Annotated in this window: 20 protein-coding genes; 9 read left to right on the forward strand and 11 right to left on the reverse strand. The window is 70.3% G+C overall.

Annotation, left to right across the window (positions count from 1 at the left end; all coding sequences use genetic code 11):
* Nucleotides 1-54 precede the first annotated feature (54 nt).
* From WMF45_RS38830 to WMF45_RS38840, 3 genes are read right to left on the reverse strand one after another with little or no spacing between them, the layout of a single operon-like run.
* Nucleotides 55-1,257: a hypothetical protein gene (locus WMF45_RS38830; protein WP_437710982.1), complete on the reverse strand. Its 1,203-nt coding sequence runs from the start codon at nucleotides 1,255-1,257 to the stop codon at nucleotides 55-57.
* Nucleotides 1,254-2,657 (reverse strand): tetratricopeptide repeat protein, encoded by a 1,404-nt coding sequence (locus WMF45_RS38835; protein WP_437710983.1) that lies wholly within the window; start codon nucleotides 2,655-2,657, stop codon nucleotides 1,254-1,256. Before WMF45_RS38835 ends, WMF45_RS38830 begins: the two co-directional genes overlap by 4 nt.
* Complete coding sequence (locus tag WMF45_RS38840; protein WP_437710984.1) at nucleotides 2,650-3,294, reverse strand: RNA polymerase sigma factor; 645 nt, start codon at nucleotides 3,292-3,294, stop codon at nucleotides 2,650-2,652. Before WMF45_RS38840 ends, WMF45_RS38835 begins: the two co-directional genes overlap by 8 nt.
* Nucleotides 3,295-3,597: 303 nt before the next feature.
* Here WMF45_RS38840 and WMF45_RS38845 point away from each other — a divergent pair, with 303 nt between their 5' ends.
* The 3 genes from WMF45_RS38845 to WMF45_RS38855 all read left to right on the forward strand — a co-directional run bounded on the left by WMF45_RS38845 (nucleotide 3,598) and on the right by WMF45_RS38855 (nucleotide 7,638).
* Entirely contained in the window at nucleotides 3,598-4,329 is a 732-nt protein-coding gene (locus WMF45_RS38845; protein ID WP_437710985.1) for a transposase, read from the forward strand.
* A 415-nt stretch (nucleotides 4,330-4,744) separates the two neighbouring features.
* Nucleotides 4,745-6,424 carry a thiamine pyrophosphate-binding protein gene (locus WMF45_RS38850; protein WP_437710986.1) on the forward strand — a complete coding sequence of 560 codons (1,680 nt, stop codon included), beginning with the start codon at nucleotides 4,745-4,747 and terminating at the stop codon, nucleotides 6,422-6,424.
* Nucleotides 6,425-6,549: 125 nt separating this feature from the next.
* Nucleotides 6,550-7,638, forward strand: a complete 1,089-nt coding sequence (locus WMF45_RS38855) for a 3-oxoacyl-ACP synthase III family protein (protein ID WP_437710987.1) — start codon at nucleotides 6,550-6,552, stop codon at nucleotides 7,636-7,638.
* 240 nt (nucleotides 7,639-7,878) lie between these two features.
* Here the strand turns inward: WMF45_RS38855 and WMF45_RS38860 are convergent, their stop codons facing one another.
* The 5 genes from WMF45_RS38860 to WMF45_RS38880 all read right to left on the reverse strand — a co-directional run bounded on the left by WMF45_RS38860 (nucleotide 7,879) and on the right by WMF45_RS38880 (nucleotide 12,414).
* Nucleotides 7,879-8,517 (reverse strand): DUF1294 domain-containing protein, encoded by a 639-nt coding sequence (locus WMF45_RS38860; protein WP_437710988.1) that lies wholly within the window; start codon nucleotides 8,515-8,517, stop codon nucleotides 7,879-7,881.
* Between the two features lie 98 nt (nucleotides 8,518-8,615).
* Nucleotides 8,616-9,101 (reverse strand): hypothetical protein, encoded by a 486-nt coding sequence (locus WMF45_RS38865; protein WP_437710989.1) that lies wholly within the window; start codon nucleotides 9,099-9,101, stop codon nucleotides 8,616-8,618.
* A gap of 81 nt (nucleotides 9,102-9,182) precedes the next feature.
* Nucleotides 9,183-9,626 carry a carboxymuconolactone decarboxylase family protein gene (locus WMF45_RS38870; RefSeq protein ID WP_437719623.1) on the reverse strand — a complete coding sequence of 148 codons (444 nt, stop codon included), beginning with the start codon at nucleotides 9,624-9,626 and terminating at the stop codon, nucleotides 9,183-9,185.
* A 563-nt stretch (nucleotides 9,627-10,189) separates the two neighbouring features.
* Complete coding sequence (locus WMF45_RS38875; protein WP_437710990.1) at nucleotides 10,190-10,807, reverse strand: MYXO-CTERM sorting domain-containing protein; 618 nt, start codon at nucleotides 10,805-10,807, stop codon at nucleotides 10,190-10,192.
* Between the two features lie 506 nt (nucleotides 10,808-11,313).
* On the reverse strand, nucleotides 11,314-12,414 hold the full coding sequence (locus WMF45_RS38880) for an MBL fold metallo-hydrolase (protein WP_437710991.1): 1,101 nt from the start codon (nucleotides 12,412-12,414) through the stop codon (nucleotides 11,314-11,316).
* A 206-nt stretch (nucleotides 12,415-12,620) separates the two neighbouring features.
* Between WMF45_RS38880 and WMF45_RS38885 the strand changes: the two genes are divergently transcribed.
* From WMF45_RS38885 to WMF45_RS38895, 3 genes are all read left to right on the forward strand, one after another.
* Nucleotides 12,621-13,583: an AraC family transcriptional regulator gene (locus tag WMF45_RS38885; RefSeq protein WP_437710992.1), complete on the forward strand. Its 963-nt coding sequence runs from the start codon at nucleotides 12,621-12,623 to the stop codon at nucleotides 13,581-13,583.
* Nucleotides 13,584-14,133: 550 nt separating this feature from the next.
* Nucleotides 14,134-14,754 (forward strand): TetR/AcrR family transcriptional regulator, encoded by a 621-nt coding sequence (locus WMF45_RS38890; RefSeq protein WP_437710993.1) that lies wholly within the window; start codon nucleotides 14,134-14,136, stop codon nucleotides 14,752-14,754.
* Nucleotides 14,751-15,212, forward strand: a complete 462-nt coding sequence (locus WMF45_RS38895) for an SRPBCC family protein (RefSeq protein ID WP_437710994.1) — start codon at nucleotides 14,751-14,753, stop codon at nucleotides 15,210-15,212. Before WMF45_RS38890 ends, WMF45_RS38895 begins: the two co-directional genes overlap by 4 nt.
* A 75-nt stretch (nucleotides 15,213-15,287) precedes the next feature.
* On the opposite strand, the gene WMF45_RS38900 is transcribed toward WMF45_RS38895, so the two are convergent.
* Complete coding sequence (locus tag WMF45_RS38900) at nucleotides 15,288-17,642, reverse strand: DUF3160 domain-containing protein (protein WP_437710995.1); 2,355 nt, start codon at nucleotides 17,640-17,642, stop codon at nucleotides 15,288-15,290.
* Between the two features lie 330 nt (nucleotides 17,643-17,972).
* On the opposite strand from WMF45_RS38900, the gene WMF45_RS38905 reads away from it, so the two are divergent.
* Both WMF45_RS38905 and WMF45_RS38910 read left to right on the forward strand, forming a co-directional pair.
* Nucleotides 17,973-18,293 (forward strand): hypothetical protein, encoded by a 321-nt coding sequence (locus WMF45_RS38905; protein ID WP_437710996.1) that lies wholly within the window; start codon nucleotides 17,973-17,975, stop codon nucleotides 18,291-18,293.
* A gap of 62 nt (nucleotides 18,294-18,355) precedes the next feature.
* Complete coding sequence (locus WMF45_RS38910; RefSeq protein ID WP_437710997.1) at nucleotides 18,356-19,528, forward strand: hypothetical protein; 1,173 nt, start codon at nucleotides 18,356-18,358, stop codon at nucleotides 19,526-19,528.
* A gap of 264 nt (nucleotides 19,529-19,792) precedes the next feature.
* Here the strand turns inward: WMF45_RS38910 and WMF45_RS38915 are convergent, their stop codons facing one another.
* Complete coding sequence (locus tag WMF45_RS38915) at nucleotides 19,793-20,683, reverse strand: hypothetical protein (RefSeq protein ID WP_437710998.1); 891 nt, start codon at nucleotides 20,681-20,683, stop codon at nucleotides 19,793-19,795.
* A 561-nt stretch (nucleotides 20,684-21,244) separates the two neighbouring features.
* Nucleotides 21,245-21,679, reverse strand: a complete 435-nt coding sequence (locus WMF45_RS38920) for a hypothetical protein (RefSeq protein WP_437710999.1) — start codon at nucleotides 21,677-21,679, stop codon at nucleotides 21,245-21,247.
* Nucleotides 21,680-22,135: 456 nt separating this feature from the next.
* Between WMF45_RS38920 and WMF45_RS38925 the strand changes: the two genes are divergently transcribed.
* Nucleotides 22,136-23,347, forward strand: coding sequence for an endo-1,4-beta-xylanase (locus WMF45_RS38925; RefSeq protein WP_437711000.1), 1,212 nt, complete (start codon nucleotides 22,136-22,138; stop codon nucleotides 23,345-23,347).
* Nucleotides 23,348-23,401 lie beyond the last annotated feature (54 nt).

A 23,401-nucleotide genomic window follows, 5' to 3' on the forward strand; every position in this document is an offset into this window, starting at 1 on the left:
GCGAGCTCCTCTCCGTGGCTCATCAAAATCAACGATTCAGAAGGATCCGGCGACTCAGAAGCTCACCTGCAGGCCGAGGCTCGGGAGCAGCGCCGGGCGCCCCGTGCGGCCCACCTCCGCACCGGCGATGGTGAAGACAGGCTCTCTTGCGAGCACGACGACGTCGAGCGCCGCGTGGACGGCGAGGTACGGTAAGACGCGGACGCCGACGCCGCCCCCTGCGGAGACGCCGGCGGTGAGCCAGCTCTGACGCCGGTCGCGATAAGGAGGGTTCGCCCGGCCGGCGACCGTCACATGGTAGACGCCCGCGCCGAGCGAGATCACCGGATGGATCCGCCACGCCTCGGGGCCGGCGGCGTACGCCAGGCCGATCATGGCCGCGGTCTGCCGCAGCACCACGCGCCCGCCGGGAGCGTCGAGGTTCCTGGCCACGACGGCCGGCACGAGGGTCCCGCGCAGCGAGACGCTCGCCGTCAGATCGTGCCCCACACGGAAGTAGGGCCCGGGGACGATCCCGACGCCGCCGGCGAGCGCCGCGAGCCCCGCCTCGACGCTCAGCCGGCGTTCGTCGGACGTGGGCGCGGTGGGGGCCCGGGGCGCGGCGCTCGCGGGGTCGGGCCGCCCGGGCGCGGCCGACCCGCGCGCCTCCCGGGATCCGCCCGCAGGAGCGGCCGGCCCGCGCGCCGCCGTGGATCGCTCCGCGGGCGCGACCGCCGCTCGCGGCTGCAGCGGCGCCGCGTCGAGCGCGATGGCCTCGCGCCCCGCCGGGGCGGCCGCGTCGGCGATCCATTGCGCCACCCGCTCGGGCAGCTCGCGCCGCTGCTCGCCGCTCAGCTCGAGCAGGCTGGCCCGGAGCAACTCCGCCGACCGCACGGCGAGATCGCTCGCCGCGTTGCTGGCGCCGGGGATGCCGAGCTCCACGCGGCGGACCAGCGTCTCCTTCGTCGCGTGATCCGCGATCCACGCGTCGGCGACGGCGCCGCCGTCGGTCTCGAGGATGGCGATGGCCGCGAACACGCCGCCCGCGCCCTCGATCTGCGCGCGTCCGTCGACGCCCGGCGCGCCCTCCAGGGAGCGGACCGAGAAGCCCACGGCGCGCAGCTCGCCCTCGAGGCGCACCGTGGCCTCCTCGACGACCTTCCCGGCGTGCGGCGCGCGCACCACGATCACGCCGATCTCCTCCGCGGCGCTCGCCTCCCGGGACACGAAGAGCGCGGCGCACAGCGCAAGGGCGACCCCGAACCCGCTGCGCCTCATGGGCGGCGGAGGATCTCCGCCGCGGCGGCCGCGAACGCCCCGCGCGGGTGGCGCGCGAGGTACTGCTCGGCGATCGGCCGGGCCGCGCCGTCGCCCTGAGCGGCGCGCAGTACGACCATCTTCCGCCCGAGCGCCTCGGCGGCCAGCGAGCCGACCGGCGACTCGGCGAGGTACCGATCGTACCAGTCGATGGCCGCCGCGGGCGAGCCCGCCTCCGCCATGCGACCGAGGAGGAACGCCGCCGAGCGCGCCTCGGGCGAGCCGGGGAAGCGCGAGCGCTCGGCGAGCAGCGCGCGCCGCGCGAGGTCGTTCCGCCCCGTGTAGCGCGCGGCGTCGGCCAGCGCCGCGATCTCGGGCAGCGGGCTCGCGGCGATCGTCGCGTCGATGCCCCGCGCCTCCGCCACCGCGATCGCCCCGGCGAAGTCGCCGCGGGCGAGATGCTCGCTGCAGCTCCCCGAGGCGGGCGCAGGCGCCGCGGGCGAAGCGACCGCGGCCGAAGCTGGTGCGAGCGTCGCCATCGGATCGGTCGTGACCGGCGATCCCGCCGCGGCCGTTGCTCCCGCCGCGGCGGCTCCGCCCGTCTCTGCCGGCGCCCCGGCGCCTTCCGGCATGCCCATCTCGGCCGGCGCCCCGGCGTCCTCCAGCACGCCGGTCCTCGCCGGCGCGCCGGCTTCGCGCAGTGCGCCGCCTCCTGGCGCGCGCGCGCCGGCGGCGCTCAGGTCCGCGATCGTGAGCTCGCCGCGGACCACGTCGGCGACCAGGCGCTGGCCGCCCTGGAGCGCGACGCCACCCGCGACGAGCGGGCCGCGGACCACGACCGAGCCGCTCTGCATGGTCAGCTCGAGCCGCTCGCGCTCCCAGCTCAGGTCGAACTCGGTGCCCGTCACCCTGACGGTGAACGGCCCTGCCGCCGCGACCCACTCGGCCTCGGGCAGGTGCGCGACCCGGAAGTGCACGGCGCCGCCCTCGATGTGGATCTGCGCGCCGCGCGCCGTCACGGCGGCGATGCGCCCGCGCGCCCCCGGGGCGAAGCCGACGGTCGTCCCCTCGCTGAAGCGCGCCGTCGCTCCGCTGGTCCCCCCGCGCACGTAGGTGTCCGCGAGCGCCGCGCCCTCGGCGCGGTCTCCCGGCGCGACACCGTCGACCTGGTACGCCAGGCGCGCCGCCGGGCGCAGCGCCCAGAGGCCCAGGATCACGAGCAGCGGCGCCAGCGCCGCCGGCAGGAGCCAGCGACGCCGCGGCGCCAGCGGCAGCACGGGGCGCTCGACCTCGTCGATCAGCCGCGCGCGGCCGCGGGCGAGCGCGCGGTCCGCCGGCGAGGCCGCCCCCGCCTCGCGCGCCAGCGTCGCGAGCCGCCGCAGGGCGACCTCCGGGGGAACCCCGGGCCTCGGATCAGCCATCGCTCGCCTCCTCCACGGGCTCGACGTACGCCGCGAGGAGCGGATCCCGCTCGGCCATCGCGTGGACGCGCGCGGTCACCTTGGCCAGGTGGCGCTTGGCCGTGGCCAGGGACATCCCGCTCGCCTGCGCGGTCTCCGCGAGCTCCAGCCCCTCGATGTGGCGCAGCACGAAGAGGAGCCGCGCCCTGTCGTCCAGCCTGTCGAGCAGCGCGTAGAGCCGCGCGACCGCCTCGCGCGCGCCCTCGTCGACGCCCTCGGCCGGCTCGTCCGGCAGCGCGCCGCTGTCGGTGAGCGAGAACCAGCGCCGGAGCCGCCGGCGCCGCAGCGCCGACCGCGCGACGCGCACGGCGATGCCGAGGAGGAACGGCCGCAGCGCCGCGGGATCCCGCAGGTTCTTCACCTCCCGGAAGAACTGCAGGAACGTCTCCTGGGCGTGGTCCTCGACGTCGCCGCCCGGTCCGAGCACGCGGCGGAGCAGGCCGTGCACCACGGCGCCGTAGCGGTCCCAGACGGCGCCGGCGGCACCTGGCTGGCCCTCGGCAGCCGCGCGGGCGAGGCCGGCGTCGTCCAGGCCGGCCAGGGGGCTCGGGCGGACGAGGGTGAGCCGGGGGGCGAGGGCTGCGCTGGGCAAGACCACGGGAACTGGACTAGGTGGTCGCGAGGGGGTCCCGGTGGCTCACAAAAGCGACGGGGGCGAAGCGAACGCAGCGCGCACCTCGCGAAGGGCGATCCGGATCTCTCGACGGGAACGGGACAGGCGACATCGAGGGGGGGAGGCTGACGCCGGAGCGCCGGCGAGAAGGACCGGCCAGGGATCGCGGGGTCGGAGAGCGGCGTCTCCGGCGCGGAGACGGATGCCACCCGTCTTTTCTTGGAGCCACGTCCACCGGGACACGAGTGCCACTCGTCTTTTCTTGGAGCCGCGTCCACCGGGACACGAGTGCCACTCGTCTTTTCTTGGAGGAACGAATTTGCGGTAGCGAACCGTCCCTTCTCCAGGGATTTTGGGGGCACCAGACCACTGATCTCACCCGTTGAAAGGCATGGGCCCAACCCGAACAAGACCGACGAGGGGCGCGAGCGGCTCGTCCGGTATTGCGCGCGTCCCTGCTTCGCTGTGGAGCGGCTCAGCATCCTCCGCGACGCTCGGGTGGCCTATCAGGTGAAGTACCCGCGGCGAAAAGGAACGCATCGGATGATGACGCCGATTGTGTCTCTCGCGAGGCTCGCCGCGCTGGTGCCGCCGCCGCGCCATCCGCTGGTGCGCTACCACGGTGTGCTCGCGCCGCATGTGAAGCAACGCAGCGTCGTGGTACCGAAGGCGACGGCAAAGGCGTGTAAGGGCGATCAGCGCGCCGGAGCTGATAGCGCGGGCAGCGATGACAAGAAGACGACGAGCACGCCCATGCCGACGAGGCCAGCGCCGAAGCGGCGGGCGAGAGCCATGGCGAAGCTGTCGCGCAGAGGAGACGAGCGAAGCGAGGCGGCGCCGTCGGCGGTGTCGGAGCGAGGCGCTCGGGACGTGGCGGTTGGGGCGCTGCTGACGATGGTGCATGGCGAGGTCGAGCGCGAGCCGGTGTCGACTGCGCTGGGCGCTGTGCTGCCGTGGGCTGATGCTGGATTCGTGTCGGAGGGGATCTCGGTCCGGCACCTCGATCGGCTGCTGCCCTGAGGTGCGTGCGCCGGCCATCACGACGCGCCGCGAACCGCGACGGCGGCCGTTTGGACGAGCTCAGTAGGGTACAGCTATACGGTAGGAGGCGTTCCGCCTGGTGCTACGTCGCGGTAATCCCGCACGTTTCAGGCGTGGAAGACCTGCCTGAGCGCATTGTCCTGGACCACGTTGTGTTCTACACCTTTGTATCAGCTGCCAGATGCTGGCTACTCGCACAGCAATTCTGTGCAACTTCTCTTTCTCCTTTCTTTGACGACGGAGCCATCCTGTGGTCGCACACCTCGAATCCTTGTGCCCTCACGCCTCATCGAGCGCATCCATCGACGCGGCCTCGCCCGTGAGCGCGCCGTGCTCCGCGCGCTCGCCGTTGCCGCCGCGAACCGTCGATGTCCTTGCCGGTATCCTCGCAGACATGGGCGTACGGACCGTCTTCGGCCTGCCCGGCGGCACGATCGCCCCCGTCTATGACGCGCTCCTCGACCGGCCCGAAATCCAGATCGTCACCACGCGCCACGAATCGAGCGCGGTCTTCGCCGCCGCCGGCCAGGCCCGCGTGACCGGGAAGCTCGGCGTCGTGCTCGTCACGTCGGGGCCGGGCATCACCAACGCGATGACCGGGATCGCCGCGGCCCATTGCGAGGGGCTCCCCGTGCTCATCCTCGTCGGCGAGGTGTCGCGGCGGGCCGTCGGGCGGCGCGCTCTGCAGGAGGGCTCGCCGCATCACCTCGACGTCGTGGCCATGACCCGCAGCATCAGCAAGAGGTCCATGGAGATCCCGAGCCCGAGCGCGGCGCCGGGAATGCTGTGCGAGGCGATCGCCGCGGCGCGCTCGGGCCGACCGGGACCGGTGGTGCTGACGCTCCCGCTCGACGTGGCCGCCGCCCCCGCGCCGCCGGCCCCGGTTCGTGCCGCGGAGCCGACCTCGTTTCAGGTGCCGCCGGAGGCGATCGAGGAGGTGGCCTCGCTCGTGCGCCATAAACATCGCGCGGTCCTGCTGGCGGGCTCGGGCGTGCGTGGCGGCGGGGGAGCACAGCGGCTCTTCGCGTTCGCCGAGCGCGCGCAGATCCCCGTCATCACCACGCCGAAGGGCAAGGGGGTCTTCCCGGAGGATCACCCGCTCAGCGCGGGCGTCTTCGGGCTGGGTGGCCACCCCTCCGCGACGGCGTTGCTGGAGTCCGGCGTCGACGTGCTGCTGGCGATCGGCACCAGCCTCGGCGACCTCGCGACCAACGACTGGAGCAAGCTCCTCGAGCCGCGAAGGGCGCTGGTTCACGTCGACGTGGACCCGAGCCGGATCGGCCGCGCTTATGCGACGCACGTCGGCGTCGTTGCCCCGGCCGCAGCGTTCCTGGAGCAGCTCGCGGAGCGGATCCCACAGGCGGCGGAGCGGCGCACCTTCGGGATCCGCCGCCATCCAGAGCCCGTCCTCGGCGCGGCGGGCGCGGAGGACCGGATCGCGCCGCACCGGGCCTTGCGGGAGCTGCAAAGGGTGCTGCCCGCGGACACGATCTACACGGTGGATATCGGCGAGCACCTCGTTCACGCCGTCCACCACCTCGAGATCACGCGCCCGGATGCGTTCGTCGTTTTCCTGGGGCTGGGATCCATGGGCTCGGGCATGGGCGCTGCGCTGGGGATCAAGCTGGCGAGCCCGGATCGCGCGGTCGTCGCCGTCTGCGGCGACGGCGGCTTCGCCATGGCTGGCACCGAGGTGTCGACCGCCGCGGCGCTGGGGCTACCCCTGATCTATGCCGTCATGAACGACGAGCGGCTGGGCATGGTGGAGCTGGGGAACGAGGCCATCTACGGCCGCACCCCGCGGTTCTCGACGGGACCCCTCGACGTCGTCGCGATGGCGCGCGGGCTGGGCGCGGAGGCGCTCACGATCCGGCATCCCGGTCAGCTGCTCGCGTGCGCCTCCACCCTCGCCGCGCTGCGCGGGCCGATGGTGCTCGACGTGCGCGTCGATCCGGCCGCACGTTTGCCGGTGAGCGGCCGATTCGCGGCGCTCGGCAACGTCGCGCGGAGGGGAATCCCAGGAAGGAACGGGGACGGCGGGCCCCATGGCCTGTCCGCGTCCCGTTCGGAATGACGGTGGCGCTCCTTGCAGGGTGAACCCCAATCTCAACGTCTCGGTGGACATTCATGCATGAACAAGAAGGTCCTGGCCACGGGGGTGGTTCCGCGTCCTCTCCTCTTCGCCGGGAGGGACGGCCGGTGAACCGCGTCCCATCGGTTGGCATCCTCGGAATCGGCGTCTTCCTGCCCGAGGAGGTGCGGACGAACGACTGGTGGCCCGAGCCTGTCGTCGAGCGCTGGCGGGCGCAGGCGCGCGAGAGCTTGCTGCGCCCGGAGCGCGAGCCGGAGCTCCCGGACCTCGGGCCCGGCGCCCGGGCGATCCTCGCGGGCATGGCCTCGGTGGAAGCCGACCCGTTCCGCGGCGTGCGCGAGCGACGCGTGAAGGCCCCCGGCACGGAGGCGTCCGACATGGAGGCGGCCGCCGCGCGGCGAGCGCTCGCCGCGGCCGGGGTGTCGCCGGGCGAGGTGGACCTCCTGCTCTCCAATAGCCAGCTACCGGACTACCTCGGGCAGCCGACGGCCGCCCGAGTGCACCACCTGCTCGGACTCTCCCCGCGCTGCTTCACCTTCGGCGTGGACGCCTCCAGCAACGGCTTCCTCTCGCAGCTCAGTGTGGCCGAGCAGCTCGTCCGCAGCGGACGGGCCCGCTGCGCGCTGCTCGTGCAGTCCTCCGGCTGGCAACACCTCGTCCCGAGAGAGCTGGCCCATTCCGCCTGGTTCGGCGACGCTGCCACGGCCGTCGTGGTGGGGCCTGTCCGCGACGGCCTGGGGTTGCTGGGTCAGGCCCACGGCACGGACGGCACCCTCTTCGAGGCGATGGTGGTGGGCACGCCGGGGGCACGCTGGTACGAGGGCAAGCCGGTGACGCTTTACCCGGCCGAGCTCCGGCAGGCGCGCGAGATGCTGATCGGCATCGCGGATCGCGGAAAGTGGGTGCTGGACGCCGCGCTGACGGAGGCCGCCCTGGGGCCCGAGGACGTCGGGTTCTATGCCTGCCACCAGAGCACCGCGTGGTTCAGGGCGGTCACCCAGGCGTTCTTCGGGCTCACGAACGCGGCCTCGTACGATTTCTTCCCACGGACGGGCAGCCTCTCGGCCTGCAACATCCCCTTCGCTCTGGCCATGGCCGAACGCGAAGGCCACCTTCAGGAGGGGGACGTGGTGGCGACCCACGCCGGCGGAAGCGGCATTTGTTTTTCCTCCGTCGTGCTGCGCTGGGGTCGATGACCCATTCACGCCGGCTCGGCATACGCGCCGCGCGGGCGCGATGACGGAATCCCGCAAGGCGCCTGGAACCACGACAACGCGACGAAGCCAGTAGGGTACAACTATACGGTAGGATGCCTTCCGCTTGGTGCTACGTCGCGGTAATAGAAAATCACCAGCGGCATGACGGCGGCATTGAAGCGGTCGTCGTCATAGGGCAGCGCCATGGATGGGGGTAGCGCTCATGGGAATCCCCGGGAGTCAATGAGGGGGCAGGGCATCCCGGTCGCCGGCCAGCAGTGCCGTGCCCCGGTCGATCCCCGCACGGACGCCGGCGCCATGGTCGGAGGCCAGGTAGCCAAGGCCGGCGACGTTCAGGGCCAGCGTCAGCCAGAAGACGACGCGGAAGGGGCGCTTGCTGGATTTGTGGCGCAGCAACTGCTGCGCATACAGCGCGCCTGGCCAACCGCCGACCAGCGCCAGCAGGTGCAGGGTCTGCTCCGGCGTGCGCCAGGCGCCGCGCTCGGCGGCGCGCTTGTCCTTGTAATAGACCAGCAGGGTCACCAGGCTGGCGCCGAGGTAGAGCCAGGGCAGCACACGCGGCACCCGCCCCAGGGCGGCCAGCGCTGTCACCAGCGCGAGGAAGGGCAGCGCCACCAGCAGGGCGCGGCTCGCCGGGCCCAGGCTGGCGCTGGCGCCGGCCAGTTCGACGTCCTCGGCGCGGACGCGGCCCTGCGCGTCGCGAGCCGCACGATAGCGGACCGTGGCGCCCACCGAGGGGCGCTGGCCGCGCGGCAGCGACTTGATGTGCACAAAGGCCTCGGGGCCGCCGTCGGCCGGCGCGATAAAGCCAAAGCCCTTGTCGTCCAGCCAGCGGACGACTTTTCCGGTGTTGCGCATGGGGTCTCCTCGAAGTACGGGCGCCGGGTCAGCTCGGTGCGGCGGGGCCGTCAGCGGCGCCACCGGGGTCACCGGATGGGGCCGTGTTCCGTGCACCATCATAACGCGGCCAGCGGGGGCGGCGGCACATCAAGCGGAAGCTCGAGGGTCTGAGCGCTGTCGGCGCCCTCGATTCCGGCGGCCTGAGCGGCCATGAGGGGGAAGACGTTCTGATGCGCGCCTGATGCGTTTCCCCGGAGCGCTTGGCTCACGTTCCCGCTCCACCAGCCCTTTTGCCCTGGCGCTGTCGCGCCGCGCAAGACGTGCGAGCCCCAGCGGCCGGCCCAGCCGCGCGAGGAGGGCGCGCACGCCATCTTGCCCTCGCGCGCGGTGGAGATCACCACGCCACGGAAGGTGATCGGCTCACCGTCGGTCGTCGTACCGATCATCTCCCACGCTGACCAGGTCTGACCGGACTCCGCGTCGAAGACGGCGCGCTGAATCTGCGCCCGGAGGTCCGGCACGCGGGCCCGCAGCTCGATGGTGGCCGCGGTGAAGCCCTCCGCCACGGAGCGCCGGGCCCGGGCCACCAGTCGGGGGTACATCCTGTGCAGTCCGCCGAGGTGGCCGAGCGCCCCCTGCGTCGCCCTTCGCGGCCGGCAGGGATGCGAGCGGCGACTTGCCGATCACACCTCGACGGCGCCGGGCTCGACGCTGAAGCCCGCCCCCAGCCGATTCCACGCGTTGATGAGGGAGATCGCCATGGTCAGGTCCACGAGCTCCTTGTCGTTGAAGACCGCCCGCACCTCCGCGAAGACATCATCCGGCGCGTGCGTCTCCGACAGGCGGGTGAGGGACTCCGTCCAGGCGAGGGCGGCGCGCTCGCGCGCGGAGTACAAGGGCGCTTCCCGGAACGCGGGGAGGCACGCGAGCCGCTGGATCGTCTCTCCGTCCTTGACTGCGTACCGGGTGTGCAGATCGAGGCAGAAGGCGCAGCCGTTGAGCTGGGAGGCCCTGAGCGCGATGAGGTCCAGCAGCCTGGGCTCCAGCCCGCAGTGGCTCACGTAATGTTGGAGGTTCATCAGATGTCGGTAGCCATCGGGGGATACGTGCCCGTAGTACTCGGGAATGCGCAATTGCTTTACCTTGACCTTCGTTCGAGCGCTTCGGGCAGGAGGTGGGGCTCGCCGGGGGCCGCCGAGCGCTGTCCTTGGCGCAGATGCACGTCACGCCTCCCTGTGCCCCTCGGACCCCTTCAGCGTCAGTTCGCCGCGGTGAGTTTGTACGTGATGTCGATGCTGAAGGGAAATTTCGGGACGCTGGCGGCGAAGGTGGTTAGGGGGTCCAAACGCCTTTGCGAAGGCAAGTGCCCACTTGCCCCAACGTTCGGTTGACGTCATCGCACAACCACGACGTGGTCGTGCCATCCAGAAAACCCTAGTAATTTTGGCGGGTAAGCGTGTCCCGTTGGGCTCAGCGGTTCCCGCTCTACTGTACGCGCCCGGAGTGAGCCAGTAGGGTACAGCTATACGGTAGGATGCCTTCCGCTTGGTGGGCGGCGCGCGTGCTGGGTGGAGGCCGAGGTTCGGTACCACTCTCCGGGGGCGCGTAGAGCTCGGGGGGCCGGCAGCCTCGAGTGGTCGAGGACTGTCTACCTCAACCTGGGTCGGGGTTGAGGCACCGTGAAGCCGCGTCAGCGCGGAGTCCGCCGCGCGCGCCGGCGGCGGGTCGCGGCGGCCAGCGCAAGGAGCGCGGCGCCCGCGATCGACGCGCTGGCGCGCCCGCTCTGCCCGGGCGTCGCGCACCCGCAGCCGCCGTCCGAGCCCGCGTCCCCGGAGTCGCCCGGGGGCGCCGCGCCCGCGCCCCCCTCGCCCGCGCTGCCCGCCTCGCCGCCCGTGCCCGAGGACACACCCTTGCCGCCTCCCCCGCCTCCCCCGCCGCCCTCGCCGCCCCCGCCGGTCTCTCCCTCGAAGCGGACGGTCGCGAAGTTGCCGTAGCTCTCGCTCAGCGGCGGCTCGCCCTGGCAGGAGACGAACTCGTAGCCCCATGTTGGGTGGAGCGAGAACGCGCTCCCCTGCGGCGGGCCCACCACGTCGAGCTCGAGGACGACCGTGCGCTGCTCGCCCGGCTCCGCGCCAGGCCCGTTCGCACCGAGTTGCTTGCTGAGCCCCAGCGTGTTCCCGGTGGCGACGATGCCGCCCGGCGCCGTCGTCGTGAAGCGGAGCTGGGTCGCCGAGGCGGGCTGGGCGTGCCCGAGGCCCAGGGCGGCGAGCCCGGCGAGGGCCGCCGTGCGGGGGCGGAGGCGACGCATCGTTGCCTTCGTCTCCAGCGGCCGCGCGGCCCACCGATCCCATCGCGCTCGATTCGTCATGGCTCCTGCCGCCCTGGATCGGGCCCACCGCGCAGAGGCCACGCCCTCCGCGCTCCGGGTGTGCTGCCGGCCCCGCGTCCGCGCGCAGGATACCCACGCGACGCCGGGCGCTCCAGGGCGTCCACGCGAAGGGACGGCCGTCCTTCCTGGTGCGAGCGCTCAGCGGGCGGCGACCTCCCGCTCGTGGATAGCGCGCACCTTCTCCAGCGCCCTCGGACCCTGCTCCCGGAACGGGAGATCCCTCGCGCGGTGCTTCCTCAAGTAGATGCCCGAGAGAAGCGGTTGGGTTTCGTACCTACGAACACGCGGAGATTGCCCTCTACCACGCGCTCGGGGACCTGCCGGAGCCCGGATGGCTCACCACAATCTCTACTGATGCTACTGAGGAGGCAGGATAACTAGTCTCTGATGCCGACGCACGAGCCGTCGACGCACGCGGCGTCGCGCTACTTCCTCTTCGCGTCGTCGACGTAGGGGGCGGGCACCCAGCGGTAGGACGCTCCGTCTCTCCGGACGCGGCCCAGACCGGGAAACGGGGCGTGGGTGTGGGCGACGAGGTATCCCTTGTCGGCCGCGTCGGCGAGCGCCTTCTTGCGCGTTTCCACGGCCATCGGCGCGTTCACGTCGAAGGCCACCGCCACCGAGGGATCGTCGAACTGAACGGCCATGATGTGAACGAGGTCGCCCCACAGGAGGAGCCTCTGGCCGCCGCTCTCGAGAGCGTACAGCGTGTGGCCGGGCGTGTGGCCGTACGCCGGCTCGGCGCGGAACCCCGGAAAGAACTCGGCCGCTCCGGTGAACGCCTTCACTTGCCCGGCGTCGAGGTACGGCTGCAACGTGGCTTGCGCCGCGGCGAAGAACTGGGCTTGCATCCCCGAGGACTTCGCGGCGGTCGCCTTGTCCATCCAGTAGTCGAGATCCTTCTGGTTCAGGTGGACGGTCGCGTTCGGGAAGGCTCTCTTCCCGCCGATCACGAGCCCGCCGGCGTGATCCGGGTGAACGTGCGTGAGGAAGACGTCGGTGACGCTCTCGGCGCTCACGCCCACCGCAGCGAGCGACGCGGGGAGCTTCCCGGTCGTGGGGCCCATGAGCTCTGCGCACCCGGTGTCGACGAGGATCGTCCTGCCGTTCCTGTGGATCAGGAAGGTGTTGAAGGACACGTCGATCGGCGACCTCTGGAAGGATTGCGCGAGGAGCTTGTCGACCTCACCCGGCTTGGCGTTGACGACGAGGCCATTCGAGATATCCAGGCCGAACGTGCCGTCGGAGAGCACGGTCACGTCGATGTCGCCCACGCGCGTGTGATAGAAGCCGGCCTGGCGCCTCTCGCCGCCGGACGGAATGAGCGCGCTCGCCGCCGGAGACGGCGCCGGCGTCGCCGGCGTCGCCGGCGTCGCTGCGGGCTGCTCCGGAGCGACCGGGCTCTTCGGAGCGCTGCTGCTCGGCGAGGCCGGGGCGGCGCACGCGGCGGGGAGGGTGAGAGCGCCTCCGAGCAGCAGGAGTGAGGCCGCGATGGACGCGATTCGCCGCGTGGAAATCATCCGCATGATCGTTCTTCTCTCCGGGCTCTCTTCGGTCGTTGGCGGCGCGCGAGCGCGGATTGCCGCCCGTCGGCGGGACGGCGGCCCGTGTTCGCCGCCCGTTCGCCGTTGCACTGTACGTCCATCCATGTAGACTTTCTATGCCTTAAGCATCATAAAAATAAACCGATCGTCCAGATGGAGCGCCTGACGGGCGCCGGAGGAGCGAGGCGATGGACGCCCTCAGCCGACTCTTTCATTCGCTGCACGTCGAGAGCGCCCTGTGCACGCGGTTCGAGGCGTCGGCGCCGTGGGGACACCGCGTCGCGCACCGCGGCCCCATCAAGTTCGTGCTCATCGCCTCGGGATCGTGCTGGCTGCGAACGCGCGCGCTCCCCGAGCCGAGGCTGCTCGGCGCACACGATCTCTTCCTCGTTCTGGACGGCGAACCCTACGTGGTGTCCGATTCGCTGGACTCCGCGACCGTGGACTGCACCGATCTCGAGGATCGCCGGGACGGCTATCTGATCCGCTACGGAGGCGGAGGCGCGCGCTCCACGCTGGTGAGCGTGGCCTTCGACGTGGATCCGACGGAGGGCGAGCCTCTGCTCGTCGCGCTCCCGCGCTTCATCCACCTGCGCATCGATCAGAACCGGAGCCACGGCCTCCAGTCGCTCATCGAGCTGTTGCGCCTCGAGGTCTGCTCGTCGGAGATCGGATCGATCCCGATCATCCGCCGCCTCGCCGAGGCGCTCTTCATCTCGGCGGTCCGGGCCTACCTCCAGACCGGCGAGGGGCCGAGGAGGGGCGTCCTCGCGGCGATCGCGGACACGCAGCTCGCGCGCCCGCTCGGCGACATGCACGAGGACCTCGCGCGCGGCTGGACGATCGACGATCTCGCGCGCAGCGCGCGGATGTCTCGCTCCGCTTTCGCGGAGAGGTTCCGGAGCACGGTGGGCCAGACGCCGCTCGAGTATCTGACGCGGATCCGGATGGACCGCGCGCGTGGGCTCCTGCGGGAGGGCATCCCCATCGCCGAGGTTGCCCCTCGCGTCGGCTACGACTCGGCCATTTCGTTCACGCGCGCCTTCCGGCGCGTGACCGGCGGCACCCCGGGGGCGTACCAGCGCGGACCCGAAAGCGGAGCGAGGCCGGAAGACGCGCACGGGAAGGAGTCGAGGCGGCCCTCGTCATGACGGTGGCGCCTCGCCGGCTCCCGGCGCCACGTCGCCGGACGACAGGCCCGCCATGAATCGACGGCGCGGTTCTTCGATGCCTGGCGGTGCAGCCCTGGCGCGGCGGCGCATGAGAGACCGTGTTCGAGCCTCCCGACGCCGAACCCCGGCCAGGAAGACAGCGACTGGAACGGCCACGGCGACGCGTGCGACCCCTGCGTGACGATCCAGCGGGGCACCTTCGGCCAGGTGACGGACACGGCGATCTGGGCGCTGTACCCGAGCTACAACGAGGGCAGCTCTTCCTATGTCCACACGGGCCTGAGCAACGGCGCGGAGCGATCCAAAATCTTGAGGTGCTCCACCGCTCGGAGAGCGGAGGTCGCATGAGCGCCGAGAATCAATGACAGCTTGACCTATTCTGCGCTCTGGCGGCAGAGTCCCCGAGTCCTTCGCGTTCGCCCGCGCGCTGTAACGCCGATACGCCGATACGCCGATACGCCGATACGCCGATACGCCGGCGCGCCCGTCGAACTTGACACAGTGTAAACTGTGTCCCATGCTTGACACCATGTCAAGCAAGGACGGGGAAACCCGCGCCGCGATCCTCGAGGCCGCGCGCCGGCTGGTGACCGAGCCGGGGCGCCGCGGCGTCTCGATGGCGGAGATCGCTTCGGCGGCCGGGGTGTCGCGCCAGGCGGTCTATCTGCACTTCGAGACCAGGACCCAGCTCCTGGTCGCGCTGGTGCGTCACGTCGACGAGGTGCACGGGTTCGCCGCCCTGGTCCGGAAGTGCGAGCGCCTCCCGGACGCGCGCGCGATCCTCTCCGAGTTCATCGGTGCGTGGGCGGGCTACGTCGCCCACATCAGCGACGTGGCGCGGGCCATGCGGGCGGCACGGGCCACGGACGAGGACGCGGAGCTCGCGTGGCGCGACCGCATGCGCGGCTTCACGGGCGTCTGCGCGGGCTTCGTGGCGCGGCTCCAGGCCGAAGGCGCGCTGGCCGAGGAATGGTCGGCGTCGGATGCGGCGGACTTCCTGGCCACCCTCCTGTCGATCGGGAACTGGCAGGAGCTCATCGAGGAGCGGAGCTGGTCCAGGCCGCGCTACGTCCGCGCGATGCGTCGGATCGTGGAGCAGAGCCTGCTCAAGCCGGTGGAGATCAAGACGGCACCGAGGAGACGCTCGTGAGCGGCGCGCAGACGGAGCTCCTGGCGCAGGGCTCGGTGGAGATCGGCCGGCCCCTGCACGAAACGTTCGCGTACGTGTCCAACATGGAGAACTTCCCGACCTGGTTCCCGGGCGTCGCAGCCATGCGCGAGCTCGACACGCTGGAGCACGGGCAGGTCGGCAAGCGCTACCAGGAGACCGTGCGCATGCCCTTCGGGCGCACCGGCACGATCGACATCGAGGTGAAGGAGGCGCGGGTCGGGGAGCGTCTGGTGACCGAAGGTCAGGGCTTCCTCTTGCCCCGCATGAGCGTGGACTTCGCGGCGCTCTCCGGCGACGAGACGCGCGTCGCGTGGCGCATGGTCAGCCGCAATCAGCGGTGGTGGTTTCGCTGGCTCGTGGTCCCACTCCTGCGCCGCGTGATGTGCGGCCGAGCGCGCGACGGACTGCGCAAGCTGCGCGAGAACCTGGAGCGCTAGCGGTCGTGAAGGGCGCCGACGTTCGAGCGCACCTCGGCGCAGCCCTGCGCGCCGAGGCCTGGCCCGCGCCGGTTCCTACTCCGCCAGCACCGGCGCCATCCACGGAACATCGACCGGCGGATCCAGAACCAGCTTCTGAGCCCATTCCTGGTCGGTGAGTCGGGTGAAGCCCTCTGCCAGGTGCTCGTGGTAGGCGAACACCGCGCCCGCGTACGCGCGAGGCCCCTGACATGTATCGACCGTCATGACCATCATGCGTGGATTGCCGGTGCCCACGTGCAACACCGACGGAGATCGCGGGACCGGCAGGTCGCCTCCGATGTCGGTGTGCACATCGGCGATGGTCGGGTCGCTCTTCAAGCCGTCGACGGGATCGAAGAACAGATCCTTGTACCAGCCCGTTTGCCAGGGGTCACCGCTGCCACCGCCCTCGATGTGAATTGCCTGCTTGATGAAGGTCAGGTGCTCTTCCGAGTGCGGCATACCCGTCCGCTGCGCTTCCGCCATTTCACTCAAGGTGGTCGCGATACGCGACAGGGTGCCGAAGTAGGCGCTCACCTGGTTCGCCAACGCGTCGTTCCCGTTCAAGCTGAAATCGAGGGTATCGACCAGGGCCTGGCCCTGGCCGGCGAACCTGGCGATCCGTTGAAACAGCTCGGGGTAGGGCTCGACGTACGCATCCGGAAAGTCGCAGCCCTGGCTGCCGGTATACGACTGCTTGGCATACAAGATCGTGTCGTGCCTGAGCTGCGCCCACGATCCGAGCTGGGTGTTCAGCAAACGGCGCCCCCACGCCTCGCTGCGCGCCACGCTGGGTAGACCTTCCGCGGCTGGCCCCAGGGTCGTGGCGTTCGCCGAGAGCGTCTGCAGCGCCCCGAGCCAGGACGTGTACAGGCTGCCTTCCCAGTACGACGGCGGGTGGGCGTCGGCGATGACGCGAACGGCCGCCAGATCGCCGGCGTAGTTCCATTCTTCGAGCTCGCTCGCGAGCAAGCTCACCGCGTGGTCGTTCTTCAGGGCGGCGAACGCGGCGTCGAGCGGGTTCGGGACCACGCGCGTCGCGGTCCGGTCGTACACAACGTTGGAGAACACGTGGCTGTCGATCACGTAGCGCTGCCCGAAGAACGCGAAGCTCGCATTGAGCGGGAACGTGGAATCGCCGCCGTTCTTTCGCATGATGTGACTCGCGATGCGCTGCTCGCCGTAGCGCCCGTCGATGATCGCCTGAGCGATCGTCGAGTCATCGATGGCAGCAAGCCCGCTCGCATCGGACACCCCCAGGCCTTTCAACAGCCCGTCCAGCTCGGGCACGATCATGTAGTCGTGCTCACCCACGAACGCGGTGACGGTCCGATCGATGCCCGACCAGTCTTCCAGCGCCGCGGCATCCATCAAGTCACGCAGCGCCAGCGCTGCCTCGAGCTGACGGCGCCAGAAGACGCGCGAGCCGTCGGGCATGGTCTCGATGAGCCGAAAGTCGATGCGTCCCATCCACATCATGGCGCGGAAATAGCGCTCGAGCGCCACCGTGTCCGTGTAGTGGCCCCGAGGCTTGAACTGCGAGAAGTCGAAGCGGCGCGGAACGCCGAACATGGACTTTTGCTGTTCTCCGTCGGCCGCTTCGGCGTGCGTCAGGAAGGACGCGATCTCGGCGTTGCTGGCTCCCGCCACGGGGGCGCTCGGCGCTCCCATCAGCAGGCTGCGCGCGACGGTCAGGTAGAAGTCCGCGTCGGCTGCAGCCTGCTGCGAGAGCCCGGAATCTCCGGACGCCAGGCGAGCACGCATCGTGTCGAGCAAGCGGGTGACACGCGGGATCAAGACGGCCTGTTCCAGGGCCTGCAAGATGTCGTCGTACGAGCGGTGCATGGCCTCGAGCACCATGTCGCCGCTCACGAAGACCGGCAAATCGTGCACGTAGATGGCCGCGTAGGCGTAGGGAAAGCTCGGATAGGCAAGTCGACTGGAAACCACGAAGCCGTTCGCGGCCAGGACCTCGAGCTCCGCGTCATTCAGGCCCAGCTCTGATCTCTGGATCAGATCGAGGTTCTGAACGTCCGTGAGACCGTAGCCCAGATCGTTCGAGAACGAGACAGCGTAGGCCTCCTGGAGGGATGCCGCGTCGTGTTGTTTGGCGGTGGCCACCTGGGCTTCGACTTCGGTCGCGGCGACCGAGCTGAGCTCGAGCTGCACCTGGGTTCCGACGTCTGCGGGACGCTCGTCGCCGGGACCGGCGGGGCCCGGCCCCCCCGGCTCGGTGGAACCAGAACACGCCGCCAGCAAGCCGACGCTGATCAGGGTGGAGAGAATTCGTCGGGTGTGCACGGGTTTCCCTGCTCCTTTGGCGGCACGGGGGCTGGTGTGCCGGTGTGCCAAACCCGGATCGTTGTGCCGCGGCCCCGGGCCGAACGACGCTCGAATCGCGGGTTTCATCCACTCCATGTGTGCCAACGCCACAGACAGGCAACCAGCGTGCCAGCCCTCCCAGCCGACAAGCGGCTTCCGGGCTTCCCTCGGGCTCGAGGCACGCGTGTCGGCATCGCCCGCGAGGGCGCGAGGGCGCGAGGGGCGAAGTGCGCCGCGGGGGCGATCTCGCGCGGGCGTGGAGGGCGCGGCGGCGTGGTCCTTCCGTGGTTGGCGCGAGGGGGGAGGCGCGCTCGGCGGGGTCGGGCTTGCAGGATCGGCCTTGCTCGTCTTATCGTTCTTGACACGGGTTGACGAAGCCGTCGTAATTGCGTCGTGCTGACCATCCGGCGCGAGCAAATGAGGCTCCTGGCCCGGCGCTCGGACGCCGAGCTCATGCCGCGCCTGCTCGAACGCGTGCGGGTGATGTATCCGGAACAGGTCTGGAGCACGAACGACGAGACGCTGATTGAGCGCCTGAAGGCGCAGCTCCAGCGGGCGGCGGGCCATGGGCTTCACCTCGAGGCTCACGTGACCAGCTATGTGGATCTGTGCTTCGAGCTCGGCGACACGTTCGAGGAACAGCCTGAGTACGGGGCGCTCGTCGCCACGCTCCGCGCCGGGAATGTGACCAGCGAGGCCAAGGCGCAGGCCATCGCGGACGAGCTGGTGATCGGGTAAGCGATGCGACGGCGCCCGATCGCGGCTGCGTGGGCAAGTGTCGCTGCGGCTCGGGTGCGCGCGTGCCGTTGAACGTGGCGACGTTGTTGCGGGCAGCCGCGCGCTGCCAGCGGCGCATCGACCGGATCGACGAGGAGCTCGTCCGTCTCGACCACACAACGGCCCCGCCCGGCAACACCGACTGGCCCGCAGAGCGCCAGCACATCCGCCGTGTGCTCAACAGGGCGCGAAAGCTCCAGAACGAGCGGCGCATCCTGCTCCGGCGCCTGGCCAAGGTCGAGGAAGGTCAAATCCCGCCCCAGTACGCGGACCGGGCCTGGCTGTATCGCCGCAAGTTGCTCGTGGGCTTGGCCAGAAACCACGCCCGCTCGAAGCCCATGCAAGGCCGGGCACGCGACCTGGTCGACATCGTCCGCACCTGCGTGGTCGAGCACCGAGAGGCTCTGTTCGGCCAATGGATGATCGCCAGCCTCCGCGAGCTCAACACCGCGCGACGTCCGGGCCAGGATCGACGCTTCATCTACGCCAACGAATGGGATGGCGGTGTCTATCGCTTCCCGGAGCGGTCGTGGATGGCGGACGCGCCCGTCAATGACGACCACCCCGCCCACTCCACCACCATGAATTTCGCCAACACCGAGGACTTCAGCGCGTCCGCCGCCCTCGAGGATCTGTTCACCTGGGACGCCCATCCCATCGCCATCGAGTGCATGAGCGCGCTGCACATCTGCTTCTTGCGCGCCTTCATGAAGACGGTCGGCACGGCGGCGCTCGACGGGGTCACCGAGGACATCGTGCAGGTCGCTCCGGGAGACGAGGGCAGCGTGAGCAAGCTGCGGGTGGCGCTGGCCGTGGACTCCGTCGACCAGCTGCGCCCCGGCGATTGGGTGTATTTCTACAATCATCCGGACTACGTCAAGCGCCACCACGACAGCTCCTTCGCCACCTGGCGGGGTGCCAACGCCATCTATCTCGGCAACGTCGGCGGCGAGCCGCGCTTCACCACGTTCGATTCGCAAGACCCGGCGTGGACCGAAGCCGAGTTCGTGACGTTCCTGCTGAAGGAATACAACCGCAAACCGGACGGCCCGAACAGGGGCCAGCTGGCGAACCGGTTCCCCCGGCTGGCTTCGTCCGACGCCATCCCCGGTCTGCGTTGCCCGAATCCCGAGCAGCAGGGCAAGATCAGCCCGGTCTATCGCATCGACGTCAAGGAGCTGGCGCGCTGGCGCTGAGGCGACGTCGAGCTACCCAGGGAGCTTGGCAGCATTCGTCAGTCATGAGCTGCCCTTCAGAGTCGCGGCGCCCCTTCTGACGCGCTGGGCAGCACAGGATCGCCACCGAAAAGACGATCGAGAGGAAGGCATAGGCAGCAGCCGTTCGATAACATCCGGCGCAGGAGGAGGAGCCCAGAGCTCGGCCACATGCGGTGATAATCCACGAGCAAAGCCCGTCAGATTCATCGCCTTGTCGGGTTGTTGGGCCAGATCCGTCAACCGTCAGGAGAGCACGTCGGCGGCGGTCTTCGCCCCGAGGACGTTATCAAGCCAGCGGTCGAGGGTCGCGATGTCCGTGCATGCGTGAATGCGCGCGCTCTCGTTCGCGTTCAGCGCGATCCCTGCGCGCGCAAGCAGCCGCAGCAGCGTGTCCCTCTTGCCCTTGAGCTCGCCCTCACGTAGACCCTTGAGCTCGCTGCGATCCATGAGCTCCCGCACGAACGGAAACCTCGCCTCGTCTTCGATCTGCCGTTCCATGGCCAACGCCTCCAGAGCCCGCCGCATGGGCTCACGCAACCCTTTCCAGATGACCTGAAAGTAGACCATCGCGTGCTCTTGGTCGAGCCGGCCAAGCGCAACGAGCGCGGCCTTGAGCACGGTGAGCCCGTTCGGCCCATTGCCGTGCGCCACCGCCGAGAGCACCGCCAGCTCGGTGTCCTTCTCCGCCTTGGCTGGGTCGGTGATCTCGGGGACGACGGCCGGACCGAGCACCAGCGGCTCGACGTGGCCGCGGCCCAGGCCGAGGTCGATGTTCTCCGCCGACCAGGCGGCCACGCCGGCGTCCGGTGCGATCACGAGGACGACCGTGCCGCAGCGCTTCCTGGCACGCACGACCGTGACGTACGTCGGCCACGAGAACTTCTTGTCCGGATCCATGTCGCGCTGGACCTCGATGACAATCGCAAGCACCAGCGCGCCGCTCGCGTCTCGAAGCTCGAGCACCAGGTCAGCGCGGAACTCCATCGGGATAAGCTGGTCGAGCGACGACTCGACCACCCCGACCGAGGTGTGTGGCGGCACCTCGAGGTGGAAGAGCGTCGCGAGCCAGTGGGGCGCGAGCTCGGGGTGCTCGCGGAACATCTCGACGAGGGCGTTGTGCTCGAGCGTCGGCATGGCGCTCGACCTCGAGCACACCCCATGCCGGCGCGAAAATACGGCAGGACCCGAGGAGCGCTCCACCTCAGGGGGTGGCGCCGCCATGGCGGAAAGTCGCAGTCGCCCCCATCAGAGCTCACGACACATCCACACGCTGGGAATTTCGACGTTCGATCGGCTGCTGCTCACGCTGAATGATATCAACGCGGAGAGCCGCGCAAGCGAAGAGCTCGGGGGCGGCACGCTCGTCCAGGGGCCCCTCACGCGCCTGGACCGGCGTGGTGATGGGCACCCCGGGCTACCTGGCCCCGGAGCAGGCCCGCGGCGAGCGCGCCGACGGGTTCGCGCTGGGGCCCTGCTCTTCGAGCGCCTCACCGGCCAGCCGGCCTTCGCGGGGGCGAACCTCCTCGCGGTGCTGGCGCGGCTGCTGCGCGAGCCCGCGCCGCGGGTGCGCGAGCTCCGGCCCGACGCCCCGCCAGCGCTCGATGCCCCGGTCCGCGCATGCTCGCCAAGGACCCGGCGGCCCGGCCAGCAAGCGCCGCCGAGGTCGCCCCGAGCGCGAGACAAGCAAACATCTCCTCATCGCCTGACGTCGATCCCTTTCTCTCTCAGGCGCCGGAGGATGTCCTGACCGTTCATCTCCCAGAGATCACCCGGGTCGATCTCTCGCGTCTGGCCGTCCCTCCCCTTCACAATCCACACCTCGATCTCGCGATTCTTTCTATCCCTGGCGGTGCCAATCGCGACGGACTCGACCTCGGCGAGACGAAATCCCTTCACGGTCGGCGCGAACCAGAAACCTGTCGTCTGCTCCAGCTTCTCGTCGTCGAGAACGACCCGATCCATCGCCAGCATCGGTGCGACGAGGCCACCGGCTACCGCAGAAACCCCGAATGCGATCAAGGCAACCACCAGCGGCTGACGCCTCCACAGCAGGAGCACGCCGATCGACGCAGCGAGCACCGCGATGGCAATGGCAATGCCGGGCACATAGCTTGGGAAGCTGTAGGTCATGCTGTCTTACCTCACGAACCTCGCGTTCTACCGCGAGCCCCGGGCGAATGTAAGAACGCCGAGCGCGCCATCCCACGGAAGCCCCCCGTGCAGGCTACGTCGGAGCGCGCAAGAGCACTTTCGCGGACGCCGCGCCGACGACCGGGCCTCGCCGGTGCAAAGGAGATGCGTCTTTCAGGTGCACAGAGCGGCGTGGCGCGGCGCACCCCCCGGGGGAGCGCCGCGAGGGTGCGGCGCGCCGCGTCGCTCCTCACGCGGTTCGCCCGCGCTCGTGACCGTGGAGGATCGCTCCACCGCACGGGTCGTGATAGATCCGAGGGGCAACGGGAACTCCGGGGGGCCGGTCTGTCTGGCGTACGTGGCGCTGAGCGCATGCTCTGTACCTCGCGCTGCTCCCCTCGGCTTTCCCGCTCCGGGAGTCACCGGTCACGATCCTTCAGCTTGCGGGTGGTTGGCATGAACAAGAACCGTTCTTCTCGATGGCTGTGCGGCACGACCTCGATCGCACTCGGGATCGCGGCCCTCTCCGGCTGCTCTGGCAAGGTGGACAAGGCTGACGATGGCCCGAGCGGCTCGTCGAGCGCGGGGGGCACGACGGGAGCGGGGGGCCATGGCGCCAGCGCCAGCGCCGGCGCAACGGGCGCCGGCGGAGCCGGCACGGGCAGCACGGGCGCTCTGGGCTCTGGTACGGGCGGCTCCGGCGACGGGGGCAACGGAGGCGCCGGAGCCGCCGGAGGCGCTGGACCGAGCAGCTCCGGGGCCGGCGGTTCCAGCGACGGGTCGGGTGGCTCGAGCGGCAGCACCGGCAAGTTCGTCGGCAACATCACGACGAGGGGCCAGGTGCGCGACGGCTTCATCCAGCACTGGAACCAGATCGCGCCCGAGAACGAGGGCAAATGGCCCTCTGTCGAGAGGACCCGCGGCGTTCGAGACTGGAGCAGGCTCGACGCGATCTACGAGTACGCGCAGGACAACGACATCCCCTTCATGCAGCACAGCTTCGTGTGGGGTGCCTCGCAGGCGGCCTGGCTCGTGAGTCTCCCGGCGGAGGAGCAGCGGCAGGCCGTGAGGGACTGGATGCAGGCGTTCTGCGAGCGGTACCCCGACACGAAGTACATCGTCGTCGTCAACGAGCCGCCGCCCCACACCGTGCCTCCCTTCATGAACGCCATCGGAGGCGCCGGCGAGAGCGGCTATGACTGGATCGTCAACTCCTTCAAGTGGGCTCGCGAGTTCTGCCCGGACGCGACCTTGATCCTCAACGACTACAACAACATCGAGTACGAGAGCGATCACAACCACTTCGTCGAGATCGTGAAGGCGGCGCTGGAGGCGGGCGCCCCGATCGACGGCCTCGGCGCGGAGGCCCACGACGCGTACAAGATCAGCACCAGAACCGTGATGCACTACATCAACAGGCTCGCCGCCACGGGCCTGCCCGTGTACATCACCGAGTACGACATCAGCCTCGCGGACGACGACGAGCAACGCAGGGTGATGGAGGAGCAGTTCCCGATGTTCTACAACCACAGCGCCGTGAAGGGCATCACCCTCTGGGGCTACGTCGTCGGCTCCACCTGGAGGGACAGCACGGGCCTCCTGTACCCGGACGGCACGATGCGGCCGGCAATGACCTGGCTGATGGACTTCCTCGGTCGCGGCGAGTGATCTCCCTCGCACGACCGTGCCGCGGCGCTCCTCGGCGCGCACGACCGTGACCTA

Origin of the sequence: Sorangium sp. So ce448 (assembly GCF_051520915.1) — a bacterium.
GTDB lineage: Bacteria > Myxococcota_A > Polyangia > Polyangiales > Polyangiaceae > Sorangium > Sorangium cellulosum_B.

Coding starts and splice junctions, on each gene's coding strand:
- WMF45_RS38830 (WP_437710982.1), bottom strand. CDS start 1,257: ATGAGGCGCAGCGGGTTCGGGGTCGCCCTTGCGCTGTGCGCCGCGCTC.
- WMF45_RS38835 (WP_437710983.1), bottom strand. CDS start 2,657: ATGGCTGATCCGAGGCCCGGGGTTCCCCCGGAGGTCGCCCTGCGGCGG.
- WMF45_RS38850 (WP_437710986.1), top strand. CDS start 4,745: ATGGGCGTACGGACCGTCTTCGGCCTGCCCGGCGGCACGATCGCCCCC.
- WMF45_RS38860 (WP_437710988.1), bottom strand. CDS start 8,517: ATGCGCAACACCGGAAAAGTCGTCCGCTGGCTGGACGACAAGGGCTTT.
- WMF45_RS38865 (WP_437710989.1), bottom strand. CDS start 9,101: ATGTACCCCCGACTGGTGGCCCGGGCCCGGCGCTCCGTGGCGGAGGGC.
- WMF45_RS38875 (WP_437710990.1), bottom strand. CDS start 10,807: ATGCGTCGCCTCCGCCCCCGCACGGCGGCCCTCGCCGGGCTCGCCGCC.
- WMF45_RS38880 (WP_437710991.1), bottom strand. CDS start 12,414: ATGCGGATGATTTCCACGCGGCGAATCGCGTCCATCGCGGCCTCACTC.
- WMF45_RS38885 (WP_437710992.1), top strand. CDS start 12,621: ATGGACGCCCTCAGCCGACTCTTTCATTCGCTGCACGTCGAGAGCGCC.
- WMF45_RS38890 (WP_437710993.1), top strand. CDS start 14,134: ATGTCAAGCAAGGACGGGGAAACCCGCGCCGCGATCCTCGAGGCCGCG.
- WMF45_RS38900 (WP_437710995.1), bottom strand. CDS start 17,642: ATGAAACCCGCGATTCGAGCGTCGTTCGGCCCGGGGCCGCGGCACAAC.
- WMF45_RS38905 (WP_437710996.1), top strand. CDS start 17,973: ATGAGGCTCCTGGCCCGGCGCTCGGACGCCGAGCTCATGCCGCGCCTG.
- WMF45_RS38915 (WP_437710998.1), bottom strand. CDS start 20,683: ATGCCGACGCTCGAGCACAACGCCCTCGTCGAGATGTTCCGCGAGCAC.
- WMF45_RS38920 (WP_437710999.1), bottom strand. CDS start 21,679: ATGACCTACAGCTTCCCAAGCTATGTGCCCGGCATTGCCATTGCCATC.
- WMF45_RS38925 (WP_437711000.1), top strand. CDS start 22,136: ATGAACAAGAACCGTTCTTCTCGATGGCTGTGCGGCACGACCTCGATC.